This is a genomic window from Brevundimonas sp., from assembly GCF_052436175.1.
Taxonomy (GTDB): domain Bacteria; phylum Pseudomonadota; class Alphaproteobacteria; order Caulobacterales; family Caulobacteraceae; genus Brevundimonas.
This window is the reverse complement of sequence record NZ_JBQVNM010000072.1, coordinates 1-13,725: the sequence shown is the minus strand read 5'-3', so window position 1 is coordinate 13,725 and position 13,725 is coordinate 1. Positions and strand designations below refer to the sequence as shown.

The following is a 13,725-nucleotide window of genomic DNA, read 5'->3' as shown; positions in this document are numbered from 1 at the left end:
CTCCACCGCTTCGCGGTCCCCCTCCCCCGATGGGGGAGGAATGAGCGGTGGGTCATCTGATCCTCTTCACGCCCGCGAACGGATCGTGGTCCGCCTCCCGCTCGTCGAAACCGAAGTGATTGAACCCGGCCTTCATCTCGGGGCTCAGCGGGGCTTCGACGGTCAGGGTCCCCCCGCGCGGGTGATCCAGTTCGATGCGGCGCGCATGCAGTTGCAGACGAAGGACGCCGCTTAGTTCCTTCGATTTTTCGTCGCCGTATTTCGGATCACCCAGAATGGGATGGCCGATACCCTTCATGTGGGCCCTCAACTGATGGGTGCGGCCGGTGAAGGGGCGCAAGGCCATCCACGACGCCTTCTGGCCCGCATGGCTGATCAGGGCGTAGGCGGTTTCGGCCGGTTCGGCGCCGTTCTCCTTGGGATCGGCGGGACGCATGATCTCGAAGTCGTTGATGCCCGACTTCTTCAGCGCCATGTCGATCTGGCCCGAGGTGGGTTTGGGCAGACCCTGGACGATGGCCCAGTAGGTCTTTTTCGCCTGACGCCGGGCGAAGGCGCCGGCCAACCGCTTGGCCGCCTCGGGCCCCTTGCCGAGCAGCAGGACGCCGGAGGTGTCGCGATCGAGGCGGTGGACCAGACGCGGCCGCTCCAGCCCCTCGCCCCAAGCGCCCAGCAGACGGTCCACGTGGCGGCTGGTCTTGGTGCCGCCCTGCACGGCCAGACCGTGCGGCTTGTTCAGGGCGATGACGAAGTCGTCCTCGAACAGGACCAGGGATTTGGCGAAGGCGATGTCGCGTTCGCTCAGGGTATGGGGATCGCCCGCCTGACGCGAGGTGTCGTCGGGGATGGGCGGGACGCGCACGGCGGCCCCGGCGGTCAGGCGGCCTTCGGGCTTGATGCGGGCGCCGTCGACGCGAATCTGGCCGCTGCGGGCCATCTTCTGCACCTGGATGTTGGACAGGTGCGGCCAGCGGCGGCGGAACCAGCGGTCCAGCCGGATGCCGTCCTCGGCCTCGACGACATAGATCGTCTGGACCTGGCGGACCGCTGCGTCGTTTGCGGATTTGGCCTCGTCGCTCATGCGCCCGCCCCGAACAGACGACGGGCGACCATCAGGCCGACGAACAGGGCCGCGATCGCGCAGACCACCGAAACCCCGACATAGGCGGCGGCCGGGCCATAGCGCCCGCGCTCCAGCATCATCGCCGTCTCCAGCGAGAAGGCCGAGAAGGTCGTGAAGCCGCCGAGTACGCCGACGGCCGCGAACAGTCGCACCTGCTCCTGACCCGCGCCGCCGCGCTGCGCCAGCCAGCCTGTCAGAAGGCCCATCAGGAGGCCGCCCAGAATGTTCGCGGTCAGTGTCGCCCACGGCCAGGCCGCGCCCGGAATCAGGCGACCGTACATCACGCCGAGGCTATAGCGCGCCGTCGCGCCGATCGCGCCGCCGAAGGCGACCAAAAGAAATCGTGTCATCGCGGCCTCATACAGGCTTACGCGCCGTTCGGCGACCTGCATGCAGCCTGTTGCGACGGGAGACTATCGACCGAGGGCGGCCTGGACCTCGCGGGCGTCATAGGCCTCGGCGTCGGCGGGTTTCGGGCCGCGTCCCAGCCGGACCTCCAGCACAGTCGAGGTCGGGGATGGACCGCTGAAGTTCAGGCCGACCCCAACCCCCGTGCCCGAGGCGCGCCAGCCGCCGTAGTTGGACGAGCCGTAGCCGACCGAGACGCTGGGCCGGAAGCCGCCGGCGCTGTCGGGGCGGCCGTCGACGTAGCGCTGGGTGACCTGGAACCAGTCATAGCCTTCCTCCGTCGTCAGCTGGGCCGCACGCAGCAGGGCCAGGTCCGCCACCGGGCCGGGGGCGCCGACGCCGTTGTAGGTGACGCGGTAACGATCGCGCTCGATGCGTTGCTCGGAATAGCCCTGACCGCCCGGCCCTCGCTGGGGGCCATAGGGCGCCAGACTGGCGCAGGCCGACAGAGTCAGGGCCGAGGCGGCGACGGCAAGGGCGGCGAATGCACGGCGTTTCATGGCGAACTCCACGGGAGCAAAATCGGTTCGGACGCCATCGCCCGGGCTCAGATTTTGCTCAATGCGCTTCTGCGGTGAAAACCCTCAGTCGATGGGCTTCGTTCCGTAGGCGGCGAGGCCGTCGGCCAGTCCCATTGCGGTGGCGAGGGTCGCGAAATCCTCGGGCGGCGGGGCGGAGACGGTCATCCGCTCGCCGGCCGGATGCGGAAACGTCAGCCGGGCGGCGTGCAGCATCAGTCGCCCTGCCCTTTGGCCCGCCGCCGTCAGGGCGCCGCCATAGCGGGGATCGCCGATCAGGGGCCGGCCGATATGAGCCATGTGGACGCGCAGCTGGTGCATACGGCCGGTCAGGGGCTCCAGCTCGACCAGGGCTCCGTCCTCCGACGCTGCGAGCGTGCGATAGCGACTCTGCGACCCCTGCGCGCCCGGGGCGTCGAAGGCGCAGACCCGCATATAGCTTTCGCGGCCGATCTCCTGACGCACCAGAGGCGCGTCGATGCTTCCCGCGCGCGGCTCGGGCGCCGCCGCGATCAGGGCCAGATAGGTCTTGGAGAAGCGCCGCATCTGCAGCGCCTTGCCGAGGAAGCCCGCGTCCGGCTTGGTCTTGGCCGCCAGGATGACGCCGGAAGTGTCGCGGTCCAGCCGATGCACCAGTTCCGGCCGCTTGCCGTTCGACCGGGCGAAGGCCCAGATCAGATCGTCCAACGTATGGGCCTGAATGCGGCCGCCCTGACTGGACAGGCCCGAGGGCTTGTTGAAGGCCAGGACGTGGGCGTCCTCATGCACCACCCAGGAGCAGACGGCGGCGATGTCTTCGGGACTGAGCTGGACAGGGACGCGGGTGTTCACCCGGGCGGCTTACCTCAGGATGCCCTTCTTCGCCATCCAGCGCGAATACCAGACCTCGAAGACGCAGAGCAGCAGGATGAAGGCCGAGAAGGCCATGCCGCCGACGCCCATGATCCGCGCTGCATCGCCCGTGGCCAGGCTATGCCCCGTGTTCACGAGATAGCCGATCAGACCGGCGACATAGGCGTTGAAGGCCAGGCGGCGGCGCAGCAACAGGGCCAGGGCCCCCAGCAGGCCGGCCCAGACCGCCAGACCGAAGGCGATGGTCACCCACTGCGGCGCCGAGCGGATGTATTCGATCTGGGCCATGGTCATGGTCGCGTAATAGGCGGGCGCCCCGGTGACCTGCTGATACCAGGTCCAGCAGCCCATCGCGTTCCACGCCAGCGACAGCACGCCCACGAGCCACAGATGCCACGGCGTCTTCATTTGCGTTTTCCTCCCGGTTTGACGCGAGACTAGCCAGACCCGCGCCGAACCGGAAGCGCCGACGTCAGCCCAGCACGCCCTTCTTGCGCATCGTCCAGGCGTACCAGAGCAGGAAGACGGCGATGGCGGTGATGATCCACGGCATGACGGCCATGGCCTCCGGGCCCGCAGGCGGGGCCGGCGGCGGATTGATGAACTTGCCGTAGATCAGGCCGAACACCGCCCCGATCACCGACAGGCCAAAGGCGTGCACGGCCCAGCGGCTGCGCGCCAGAAGCAGGATCGAGCCTAGGACGGCGCCCCAGACGCCCAGCACCCAGGGGCCGTACATCCAGGTCGGCATGGCGTTGTAGTAGTCGATCATCCCCTGATCGAAGCCCGAGGCGCGGAAGTATTTCTCGCCCTGGGTCGTGGTCATGATGAAGTCGTAGCCGCCGAAGCCGTTCCACAGCAGGGCGACGACGCCCACAAGCCACAGATGCCACGGCGCTTTTGCAGTTCCAGCCATTCTTCCCTCCCGAAGCCGGTTGAATGGCCAAGCTAGGCCGCAACCTCAGGCTCGACAATGAACAGCGTTCACCTACTCGTCGGCGCGACCCTCCAGGGCGGATCGACCCGGTTCACGCCCGCGAAATACAGGCACAGCCGGTTGCCGTCCGGGTCGCGCAGCCAGGCCTCGCGCCACAGCCAGCGCTGGTCCACGGGGTCGTGGTCGAAGACGATGCCGGCAGCCTTCAACCGCTCGACCCGCACATCCAGATCGTCGCATTCGAAATAGATACCCGCGCCGTTGGGCCGGACCGCCTCGCTGAGATGGATGGAGAAGGTCGCCCCCTGCCCCGCCACACCCTGACCTTCCTTCGCGGGACACAGGAAGCGGCAATAGTGGTCGGCGGACACGATCAACTTCAGCCCCAGCCGCTGGTAGAAGTCGCGACTGCGCGGAATGTCGGAGACCTCGACGGTGACCTGGTTGAGGTTCACTCGGCGCCGCCTTCCGCCTGCATCGCCGCCCGCATCGCCGCCCAGCGTTCCAGCCGCGCCTTGACCTTCTCCTCGTGGCCCTCGCCCTTGGGGGCGTAGAAGGTGCGGCGTTCCATCTCGTCGGGGAAGAAGTTCGCGCCCGAGAAGCCTTCGGGGGTGTCGGGGTCGTACTGGTAGCCCTTGCCGTAGCCGAGCGACTTCATCAGCTTTGTGGGCGCATTGCGGATATGGGCGGGGGGCATCAGGGAGCCGGTCTCGGCCGCCGCCCGTTTGGCCGCCTTGAACGCCTCATAGACCGCGACCGACTTGGGCGCCGTGGCCAGGTGGACCACCGCCTGGGCCAGGGCCAGCTCGCCCTCGGGCGACCCGAGGAAGTCGTAGGTGTCCTTGGCCGCATTGGCGACGAGGATCGACAGGGGGTCCGCCTCGCCGATGTCCTCGACCGCCATCCGCACGATCCGCCGCGCCAGATAGAGGGGATCCTCGCCCCCGTTCAGCATCCGCGCCAGCCAGTAGAGGGCTGCGTCCGGGTCCGAACCGCGCACCGATTTATGCAGGGCGGATATGAGGTTGTAGTGTTCTTCTCTCGACTTGTCGTAAGCGGGCGCCCGCTTCTGCAGGGTCCCGGCCAGGCCCTGGACGTCCAGTTCGATATCGGGCGGCAGGTCGAACAGCACCTCCGACATGGTCAGCAGATACCGCCCGTCGCCGTCGGCCAGGGCCAGAAGCGCATGACGGGCCTCGGGCGTCAGAGGCAGGGTCCGTTGCTCGTGCGCCTCGGCCCGGGTCAGCAGTTGATCCAGCGCCGCATCGTCCAGCCGCTTGAGCACGAAGACCTGCGACCGCGACAGCAGGGCGCCGTTCAGCTCGAACGAGGGGTTCTCGGTCGTGGCCCCGACCAGGGTGACGATCCCCTCCTCCACGAACGGCAGGAAGCCGTCCTGCTGGGCGCGGTTGAAGCGGTGGATTTCGTCGACGAACAACAAGGTCGATTGGCCCGCCATGCGCCGCATCCGGGCCGCCTCGAACGCCTTCTTCAGGTCCGCCACGCCGGAGAAGACGGCCGAGATCTGCTGGAACTCATAGCCGGCCGCCTTGGCCAGCAGGCGGGCGATGGTGGTCTTGCCCGTGCCCGGCGGGCCCCACAGGATCATGGAGCCCAGCCGGCCGGCCTCGATCATCCGCCGGATCGGCCCGCCCTCGCCCAGCAGGTGATCCTGCCCCACCACCTGGTCCAGGGTCGCCGGACGCAGCCGGTCGGCGAGCGGGGCGTCGGGCGGCAGGATTCCGGAGGCTTCGAACAGGTCGGTCATCAGTCCCCATATGCGCCCTTCCCCCTTGATGGGGGAAGGGCCGGGGTTGGGGGTGAAGGCGCCGGACGTCGTTTCACCGGCAGTGATGGTGTTCCAGCCGCTGTCACCCCCATCCCAACCCTTCCCCCATCAAGGGGGAAGGGCTTAAATGTCGGAAAGGGAGAAGCCGCATGGCCGTCGATCACGAGACACAGGGCCCGACCACCGGCGTCACGCCGCACCTGACCATTCCGTCGCGCGGCGGACAGGCGGCGCTGGAGTTTTACGCCCGGGCCTTCGGCGCCGAGGTGCTGGACCAGAAGCTGGCGGACGACGGCGAGCGGCTGATGCACGCCCACCTGAAGATCAACGGCGCCGGCGTCATGCTGCACGACGAGTTTCCCGAATACGGCCACCCCGCCGACGTCGTCCCGGTCGGGATCACCCTGCATCTTCAGGTCGATGACGCCGACGCCTGGTGGGAGCGCGCCATGCTGGGCGGCGCCGTCCCGGTGATGCCGATGGCCGACCAGTTCTGGGGCGACCGCTATGGCCAGTTGCGCGACCCGTTCGGCCACAGTTGGTCGATCGGATCACCGATCAGGGGCTGATCGTTAGGGCAGTCGCCCGGTCGCCTGACGACCGTTGCGGATAATGACCAGTTCCGATCCGCGACGCGCGACGTCCAGGGCCGCCACGGCCGTGATGGCCCGTCCGTCCACCTGCCGGATCAGGTCGCCAGGACGCAGCCCGGCGCGGGCCGCGATACTGCCCCGCTCCAGTCCAGTAACGAGCACGCCGCGTGCGAAGGGATCACCGCCCAGCTTGTCCGCGAAGGCCGGATTTAGGGCCACGGCGCGAAGACCGGCCAGAGCCCCCGCGCCCACGGCCGTGCCCTGGCCCGGGTCGGCGTCGCCGGGCAGGGTCTGGGTCCGGGCCGTGATGGTGCGCGGCTGACCATCGCGCAGGACGGCGAGAGCCACGCTGTCATTCGGCGCCTTGGTGCTGATGCGGAAGTTCAAACCGCCCTGGTCGTTGATCTCCTGACCGTCGACCGAGACGATGATGTCGCCGTCCTGGAGGCCCGCCCGCGCGCCCGGCGACCCCGGATAGATGTCGGTCAGGATCAGGCCGCGCGGCCGGTCCATGCCCAGGCTGCGGGCGATGTCGGAGGTGACCGCCTCGCCCTTCACCCCCAGCCAGAGCCGGGCCACGCTGGTCGCGCCGCCGATGGCCGAATCGACCACCCGTTTGACCATGGAGGCCGGGACGGCGAAGCCGACGCCAGACGACGATCCGCTGCGCGAGAAGATGGCGGTGTTGATGCCGATGACGTCGCCGTCCATGTCCACCAGCGGCCCGCCGGAATTGCCCGGATTGATGGCCGCGTCGGTCTGGATGAAGGAGCCCGAGTCGGAAATGCCGGTCTCGGTCCGGTTCAGGGCCGAGATGATGCCGTTGGTCACCGTCTGGCCCACCCCGAACGGGTTGCCGATGGCCAGGACCAGATCGCCGACCTGAAGATCCTCCGCCGCGTCGATGGCCAGGACCGGCAGGGCCTCGGAGACATTGTCCAGCTTCAGCACGGCGATGTCGCTGCGCTCGTCGGCCAAAAGGACGGTGGCCGGGAACTCGCGACGGTCGTTGAGGACGACGCGAATCTGCTGGGCGTTGGCGATGACGTGGTTGTTGGTCACCACGATGCCGTCGGAGCGGACGATGACGCCCGACCCGGCCGACTCGGCGACGCGGTTGCTCGGCATGCCGCTGAACATCTGGAAGAAGGGATCGACCCGCTGGATCGACCGGGCCGAGATGTTGACCACGGCCGGCGCCGCCTCGCGCACCACGGGGGCGAAGCTGGCCTTTACCGAGGCGGTGTCGCGCGGGACCTCGCGGTCGGTGGGCTGGGCGAAGACGCCCTCCTGGGCGCGGCTGCCGTTGGCGTTTCCGCAGGCGGCCAGGACGACGGCGACGGCGGCGAGAGCGGTGGAGCGTTTCATCAGGTCTCTGAGGTCGGGCACGGGGGTCACTTCAACTGTGGCCCCAGTATCTGGCCTGCATTTCGGCCGGATCAAGGCGTCGTCAGATCAGGGCGGGCGCCGTCTTGTCGCGGCGCGCGATGACCACGGCGATGAAGGCCGCCGTCGCCAGCACCCCCGCCGCGATGAAGAAGCCGACGCCCGATCGCCAGGGCGCCGCGCCGTCCCCGGCCGTCAGGGTATAGACCCAGCCGAAGAAGAGCGGTGAAGCGACGCCGGCGATGGAGGCCAGGCTCATGGTCGCGCCCTGAAGCTGACCCTGCTCATCCTCGCCGACGCGGCGGGTCATCAACGACTGAAGCGTTGGCATGGCCAGACCCCACAGGGCGTTGGGCAGCATGGCCAGACAGAACCACAGGCCGTTCGGCGCCCAGCCCATCATGGCGATGCCGACCGTTCCCCCGATCAGGCCCAGCACCATGGTGCGCCGGTCGCCAAGCGCCTTGACCACCGGTCCGGTCGCCAGCCCCTGCATCAGCATGTCGAGCACCCCGACGCCCGCCAGCAGCAGGCCCACCTCGCGCGGCCCCCAGCCGTAGCGATGACCGGCGTAGAGGACGAAGATCACCGAGAAGACGTGGTGGGCGAAATGCAGGAGGAAGGTCACCCCCGCCAGACCCGTCAGCTCGCGGTGGCGCAGCAGCAGGACCATGGCCCCGACCGGATTGGCGCGCCGCCAGCTGAAGGCCATGCGGTTCTCGACCTTCAGGCTCTCGGGCAGGACCAGCAGGCCGTAGAGGAAGGCGATCCCCGACATCCCGGCCGCCGCCCAGAAGGGCAGACGCGGATCGACGTCGCCGAGGAAGCCGCCCAGCACCGGCCCAAGCACGAAGCCGAAGGAGAAGGCCGCGCCGATCAGACCATAGGCCCGGGCGCGCTTCTCCGGCTCGGTGACGTCAGCCATATAGGCGTAGATGGTGGTGAAGCTGGAGCTGGTGACGCCCGCCAGAATGCGCCCGACCGCCAGCCACCAGAGGTTGGGCGCCAGGGCCATCAGGACATAGTCGATCGACAGGCCCGCGCAGCTCAGCAGGATCACAGGCCGCCGGCCGTAGCGGTCCGACAGGGAGCCGATGATGGGCGAGCAGATGAACTGCGCCCCGGCCCAGAGGGCGACGAACAGGCCGTTGATCGCCCCGGCCCGCGCATTGGACCCGACGAAGCCCTCGATCAGAGACGGCAGGACGGGAATGACGATCCCCATGGCCACGATGTCCAGCACCGCCGTCACGAAGATGAAGCCGATCGCGGCCCGGTGGGATCTGAGGTTCAGGATCGACATGGGAGGCGGGTCATAGCGGAAGGCGCCTGCCTTCGCCATCGGCGGCTTGGGGAGTGGCGAGTGGCGAGTGGCGAGTGATTAAGTCACGGCTATCTTTGGCGGGCGCTGCCAACGTCGCAGGCGATCTGGCCGATCTCGAAGCTCACCACTCGTCACTCGTCACTGCGCGGGTGTCGCGCGCCCGGCCGTCACCCGCCGGAACCGCGATGCGCAGCAACCGGCCCAGCAGGGGCTGGACATCGACGCTGTCCATGTTCCGCAGCCGGCGTCCCTGAGCGATCCCCGGCCCGTGGGCGATGAACAGGGCCGCCATCTCGGGGGAGAGGTTGTCATAGCCGTGGGCGCCGCCGTTACGGGTCACCGGCCGGGTCGCGAACAGCCAGCCCACATCGGCCGCGCAGACGATGGACGGCACACGCGGGTTGGAGCCCAGCACGAACCGCGCCGGGATGCGGTCCCTGTCCCAGCAGACTCCGTGAGCGTGACGTCGCACGAGAGCGCCTCGCACCTCGGCCTCGCGGCCCGGCTTGGGGTTCAGGAAGACCACGGCGCCGCCATAGATGACGTCGATCGCTTCCGGATCGACCAGTTCGCCCATCGGCATGACCCGTTCCGGCGAGGTCGCGGCCATACCGTGGTCGGCGACGACGACCAGGACGGTGCGGTCGTAAAGCCCCCTCGCCTTCAGTCCCTCGACCAGACGCCCCAGCGAGGCGTCCACCGAGGCCACGGCGGCCGTGGTCTCCGCGCCGTCGGGGCCGCTGTTGTGACCGGCGGTGTCGACGATATCGAAATAGAGGGTCGACAGGTCCGGGCGCGGATCGGCGTCCAGCCAGGCCAGGACCTGATCCACCCGCTGGTCCCCCGTCATGGCCTTGTTGAACGGCAGCCAGTAACGGGGACGCACCCCGTCGTGCTCGGTCTCCGACCCTGGCCAGAACATGGTGGCGGTGGTCAGACCGGCCTTTTCGGCCGTGATCCAGATGGGCTCGGCCTGGCTCCACCAGCCGGGCTCGGTCTTCTGCATCGAGAACCGGCCCAGCTCGCCGTCGATAAAGCTGTTGCCGACGATGCCGTGGTGGTCGGGGTGCTTGCCGGTGACCAGGGTGTAGTGGTTGGGGAAGGTCACGGACGGGAAGGACGGGCGCATGTCCGCCGTCGCCCCCTCCGCCGCCAGCCGCGACAGGGTCGGGGTCACGCCCCGCTCCAGATAGTCGGGCCGGAAGCCGTCGATGGACACCAGAATCACCAGCGGCCGCTCGCCTGTCGCGGTCGGAGCCGCCGACGGGGTCAGGCCGGCGCAGCCCGCGAGGGCCAGGGTTATCAGGGCGATGGCGAAACGGGCGAACATGGCGACTCGAACTTCAGGGGAGATCAACATTGCCTAAGCTTAATCCGCGACGGCCATGCGACGGCTTGCCGGATTGGAATGGCCAAGCCAAGGTCGGGCCATGACAGCCGTGATCGAAACCCGCGCCCTGACCAAGTCCTATGGCTCGGTCCATGCCCTGGACGGGCTGACGCTCAGCATTCCGCGCGGGGGCGTCTATGGCGTGCTCGGCCCGAACGGGGCGGGCAAGTCCACCCTGTTCCGCACCCTGCTGGGTCTGATCCGGCCGACCTCGGGCGAGGCCCTGGTGATGGGCGGAAAGATCGGCGACGTGGCCGCCTCGCGCCGCATGGGTTCGATGATCGAGACCCCGCGCTTCCCGCCCTACATGACCGCCCGTCAGGTCCTGACCTGGCTGTCGCAGGCCCATGGGCTCAAGGCCGACACGGCCAAGGTCAGTCGCTGGCTGGAGCGTGTCGGCCTGACCGAGGCCGCCGACCGCAAGGTGCGCGGCTTCTCGGTCGGCATGCTGCAACGCCTCGGCGTGGCCATCGCCCTGATCACCGAGCCGGAGCTGGTCATCCTCGATGAACCGACCAGCGGCATGGATCCCCCCGGCATCCAGGAAATGCGCGCCCTGATCCGGTCGCTGGCCGACAGGGAGGGCATCACCGTCATTCTGGCCAGCCACCAGTTGCTGGAGGTCCAGCGCGTCTGCGACCGCGTGGCGATCATGAACAAGGGCAGGCTGGTCCGCGAAGGCGCGGTCAGCGAACTGACCGCATCCGGAGAACGCCTGCGCCTGAACGTCAGCCCCCTGGCCTCGGCCATGGGGGTGCTGGGCGACAGGGGCGTGCTGGAAGGCGAGGCCATCGTCGCCGCCGTCAAGCGGGGCGAGGCCCCGGCCCTGATCCGCGCCCTGGTCGAAAAGGGCGTGGACGTCACCGAGGCCCGCTGGGTCGGCGCCGATCTGGAAAGCGTCTTCATGTCCGAGACCGGCAGCATCCAGACCGCGGAGAGCATTCATGCTGACTGACGCCATCCGGTCGGAAGCCTATCGCTTCTCAAAGAACCGCACCGCCGTGCTGTGGAGTACGATGTTCGTGCCGGTGCTGATGCTCGTCATCACCTGTGTCGGCCAGTATTTCCTCAAGCAGAAAATGGGCGAGCTCAAAGGCGCCAACCTGCCGCCCGAGTTGCTGCAGATGGGCCCGCTGAATCTCGGCCACGAACTGGTCGATCTGGCCGGCGACCTGGCCAATCCGATCCTGCTGCTGTTCATCCTGATCGGCGCGGCGACCATCTACGCCGGCGACTATCGCTGGGAGACCTGGCGGTTGATCAGTGCGCGCAACACCCGGCCCAACCTGATCCTCGGCAAGGTTGGGGTGGTCAAGCTGCTCAGCCTGATCGCCCTGGTCATCCTGCTGGCCTTTGGCTTCGTGGGAGAGCTCATCAAGGGCGCGATCTTCGAGCGGCCCTACGCCTTCACCTTCGGCGGCAAGGAGGCCGGACAGTTCGGCCTGCTGTTCCTCGTCGCCTATGTCCGCACGGTGCAGGTGACCCTTCTGGGCCTTCTGGCGGCGACCTTCACCCGCTCCCTGCTGGCCACCCTGTTCGTGCCTCTGGCGGTGTCGATCGGCCAGTTCTTCCTGATGCAGGCCATGCCCCTGATGGGTTGGGGCCCGGGCGACTGGTACGCCCAGTTCCTGATGCCCGGCCTGTCGGCCGACACCCTGATCTCCGTCATCAAGGACCGGCCGGACGCCGTCACGGGCGGCGACATCTGGATCGCGGCGGCCAGCCTGGTCGTCTGGTGCGTCGTCCCCCTGATCGCCTCGATCGCCTGGTTCCAGCGGCAGGATCTGTCGAAGGAATAGGGCGCGGGAAGCCGCTGGAGAGCTAAACCCCACACAGTCCTGAGGGTGCCTTGATAGGCTGCTGGCTATGGGGCTAGCGGTAAAACCACCGGAGGAGCCGTGAGCGGTGCGGCTGGGGGCAGCTTGTCGAGCATATATCCCACCGCAGCACGGATGGAGGCATAAAGGCTTAAAGCCTCTTCGTCGCTTCCCAGGCTGTGATCCGGGTGCGCAATTGGGTTGCGGTGAAACTCTCTAATGTTGTCCAGGGCGGCGATGATGTTCGTGTCCCCGACGCCGTTTTGCTTCATAGAACTGGTCATGGTGCCAAGGGTCAGATGCTTAGGCTGCTTTGCCGCCCCAATGACGCTAGCGTAGTATCGCCGTAACACGGCTTCGTTGGCTCGGTGAAAATGGAACCCCATTGCGGTCCACAGACCGAATGCCAAGCACCTTGCCCCCACCACCGCATCACCGACAGCTTCCGGAACTTTCAGCTGTAGGGAAGCCGGAAAAAGTTCCTGCCCCTGGTCAGTGAGACATTGGGTGTCCAGCCCACCCTTAGACGCAACATGATAAAGCGCGAATGTCTGTAGCTCTGCCTTCAAGATCGCCTCGAACGTCGCGAAGGCCCTCTTGAGCGACGATATCTTCCACTCGGGAAACACCTCGCTCCAGTCTGTCGACGGGCCCGGCTCGACTATGAGGGCGGAGAGTTCGTTCAGCAGCTTGTCGCCAGACTGCCGCACAGTTTTTAGACTGCCGCTGAAAACACTGGCGTGGAGGAACTGGCCGATCTCTTGGCGAGGAGCGCTCAGAGCAACCCACAAATCTATGGCGCTGTAGTCTCGCTCTTCCAGATCAGTGATTTTTCGGAGCGCCGCCCCCACTTCGTACAGATAGGCACCGTCGATCCGCTGCAAAGGCCACCTCATTTCGGCACGGGCGGCACGCGAGCCGTACCCCTTAATGCACGCATGCTCAGGCTAGACTCTCCCAGCGGCGTGTCGAGTCGCGTAGCTACGTCATGAATAACGTCGGCAAGCGAAAGGGGCGGCCCGATCGCTCGGTCCGCCCCTTTTTGATCGGTCAGCGATGTCGCCGAAGCTTACGCCTCGTCGCCCTCGTCGAAGGACTGGACCGGACCGGAGTCCTGGCCCTTGGCGTCGACGTCGCGATCGACGAACTCGATCACGGCCATCGGGGCGTTGTCGCCGTGGCGGTAGCCGGCCTTCATGATGCGGATATAGCCGCCGTTACGCTCGGCGTAGCGGGCGCCGATCGTGTCGAACAGCTTGCCGACCTGGGTCACGTCGCGGACGTGGCTGATGGCCTGACGACGCGCGTGCAGATCGCCCTTCTTGGCGAGGGTCACCAGCTTCTCGACGAAGGGACGCAGTTCCTTGGCCTTGGGCAGGGTCGTGGTGATCTGCTCGTGCTTGATCAGCGAGGCGGCCATGTTGGCGAACATGGCGGTCCGGTGGCTGGTCGTACGACCGAGTTTGCGGTGGGCGGCGCCGTGGCGCATCAGGGTCTCTCCTACTCCGAACCCGGTATCTTCCTTGAGGAAGACCTAGGTCCGTAATCTTCTAACCGCCCCGACATTCTCCCCGAGAGGAGACGGGCG

16 protein-coding genes are annotated in these 13,725 nt (G+C 67.5%); 3 read left to right on the top strand and 13 right to left on the bottom strand.

What is annotated here, in order from left to right:
• Nucleotides 1-52: 52 nt before the first annotated feature.
• From ACT6QK_RS13235 to ACT6QK_RS13200, 8 genes are all read right to left on the bottom strand, one after another.
• A complete protein-coding gene (locus tag ACT6QK_RS13235; RefSeq protein WP_444598292.1) occupies nucleotides 53-1,081 on the bottom strand; it encodes an RluA family pseudouridine synthase in 1,029 nt (342 codons plus the stop codon).
• Nucleotides 1,078-1,473 (bottom strand): fluoride efflux transporter CrcB, encoded by a 396-nt coding sequence (gene crcB / locus ACT6QK_RS13230; protein ID WP_444598291.1) that lies wholly within the window; start codon nucleotides 1,471-1,473, stop codon nucleotides 1,078-1,080. The genes ACT6QK_RS13235 and crcB overlap by 4 nt, the downstream gene beginning before the upstream one ends.
• 63 nt (nucleotides 1,474-1,536) lie before the next feature.
• Nucleotides 1,537-2,031 carry a CC0125/CC1285 family lipoprotein gene (locus tag ACT6QK_RS13225; protein ID WP_444598290.1) on the bottom strand — a complete coding sequence of 165 codons (495 nt, stop codon included), beginning with the start codon at nucleotides 2,029-2,031 and terminating at the stop codon, nucleotides 1,537-1,539.
• An 84-nt stretch (nucleotides 2,032-2,115) separates the two neighbouring features.
• Nucleotides 2,116-2,880, bottom strand: coding sequence for an RluA family pseudouridine synthase (locus tag ACT6QK_RS13220; protein ID WP_444598289.1), 765 nt, complete (start codon nucleotides 2,878-2,880; stop codon nucleotides 2,116-2,118).
• Between the two features lie 9 nt (nucleotides 2,881-2,889).
• Nucleotides 2,890-3,309, bottom strand: coding sequence for a hypothetical protein (locus tag ACT6QK_RS13215; protein ID WP_444598288.1), 420 nt, complete (start codon nucleotides 3,307-3,309; stop codon nucleotides 2,890-2,892).
• 64 nt (nucleotides 3,310-3,373) lie between these two features.
• The gene (locus ACT6QK_RS13210) at nucleotides 3,374-3,817 is read right to left on the bottom strand and encodes a hypothetical protein (RefSeq protein WP_444598287.1); all 444 of its coding nucleotides are present in this window, start codon (nucleotides 3,815-3,817) and stop codon (nucleotides 3,374-3,376) included.
• A gap of 68 nt (nucleotides 3,818-3,885) precedes the next feature.
• Nucleotides 3,886-4,293, bottom strand: a complete 408-nt coding sequence (locus tag ACT6QK_RS13205; protein ID WP_444598286.1) for a VOC family protein — start codon at nucleotides 4,291-4,293, stop codon at nucleotides 3,886-3,888.
• Nucleotides 4,290-5,606, bottom strand: a complete 1,317-nt coding sequence (locus ACT6QK_RS13200; RefSeq protein WP_444598285.1) for a replication-associated recombination protein A — start codon at nucleotides 5,604-5,606, stop codon at nucleotides 4,290-4,292. Before ACT6QK_RS13200 ends, ACT6QK_RS13205 begins: the two co-directional genes overlap by 4 nt.
• 170 nt (nucleotides 5,607-5,776) lie before the next feature.
• On the opposite strand from ACT6QK_RS13200, the gene ACT6QK_RS13195 reads away from it, so the two are divergent.
• Nucleotides 5,777-6,196, top strand: coding sequence for a VOC family protein (locus ACT6QK_RS13195; RefSeq protein ID WP_444598284.1), 420 nt, complete (start codon nucleotides 5,777-5,779; stop codon nucleotides 6,194-6,196).
• Between the two features lie 3 nt (nucleotides 6,197-6,199).
• Here the strand turns inward: ACT6QK_RS13195 and ACT6QK_RS13190 are convergent, their stop codons facing one another.
• From ACT6QK_RS13190 to ACT6QK_RS13180, 3 genes are all read right to left on the bottom strand, one after another.
• Nucleotides 6,200-7,588 carry a Do family serine endopeptidase gene (locus ACT6QK_RS13190; RefSeq protein ID WP_444598283.1) on the bottom strand — a complete coding sequence of 463 codons (1,389 nt, stop codon included), beginning with the start codon at nucleotides 7,586-7,588 and terminating at the stop codon, nucleotides 6,200-6,202.
• Between the two features lie 82 nt (nucleotides 7,589-7,670).
• Nucleotides 7,671-8,948 carry a TCR/Tet family MFS transporter gene (locus ACT6QK_RS13185; protein WP_444598282.1) on the bottom strand — a complete coding sequence of 426 codons (1,278 nt, stop codon included), beginning with the start codon at nucleotides 8,946-8,948 and terminating at the stop codon, nucleotides 7,671-7,673.
• Between the two features lie 103 nt (nucleotides 8,949-9,051).
• Nucleotides 9,052-10,260, bottom strand: coding sequence for an alkaline phosphatase family protein (locus ACT6QK_RS13180; protein WP_444598281.1), 1,209 nt, complete (start codon nucleotides 10,258-10,260; stop codon nucleotides 9,052-9,054).
• Nucleotides 10,261-10,360: 100 nt separating this feature from the next.
• Between ACT6QK_RS13180 and ACT6QK_RS13175 the strand changes: the two genes are divergently transcribed.
• Both ACT6QK_RS13175 and ACT6QK_RS13170 read left to right on the top strand, forming a co-directional pair.
• On the top strand, nucleotides 10,361-11,275 hold the full coding sequence (locus ACT6QK_RS13175; RefSeq protein ID WP_444598280.1) for an ABC transporter ATP-binding protein: 915 nt from the start codon (nucleotides 10,361-10,363) through the stop codon (nucleotides 11,273-11,275).
• Nucleotides 11,265-12,119, top strand: a complete 855-nt coding sequence (locus tag ACT6QK_RS13170; RefSeq protein ID WP_444598279.1) for an ABC transporter permease subunit — start codon at nucleotides 11,265-11,267, stop codon at nucleotides 12,117-12,119. Before ACT6QK_RS13175 ends, ACT6QK_RS13170 begins: the two co-directional genes overlap by 11 nt.
• A gap of 65 nt (nucleotides 12,120-12,184) precedes the next feature.
• Here ACT6QK_RS13170 and ACT6QK_RS13165 read toward each other — a convergent pair whose 3' ends face one another.
• Nucleotides 12,185-13,021, bottom strand: a complete 837-nt coding sequence (locus ACT6QK_RS13165) for a hypothetical protein (RefSeq protein ID WP_444598278.1) — start codon at nucleotides 13,019-13,021, stop codon at nucleotides 12,185-12,187.
• 185 nt (nucleotides 13,022-13,206) lie between these two features.
• Nucleotides 13,207-13,626: a 50S ribosomal protein L17 gene (gene rplQ / locus ACT6QK_RS13160; protein WP_444598277.1), complete on the bottom strand. Its 420-nt coding sequence runs from the start codon at nucleotides 13,624-13,626 to the stop codon at nucleotides 13,207-13,209.
• Nucleotides 13,627-13,725 lie beyond the last annotated feature (99 nt).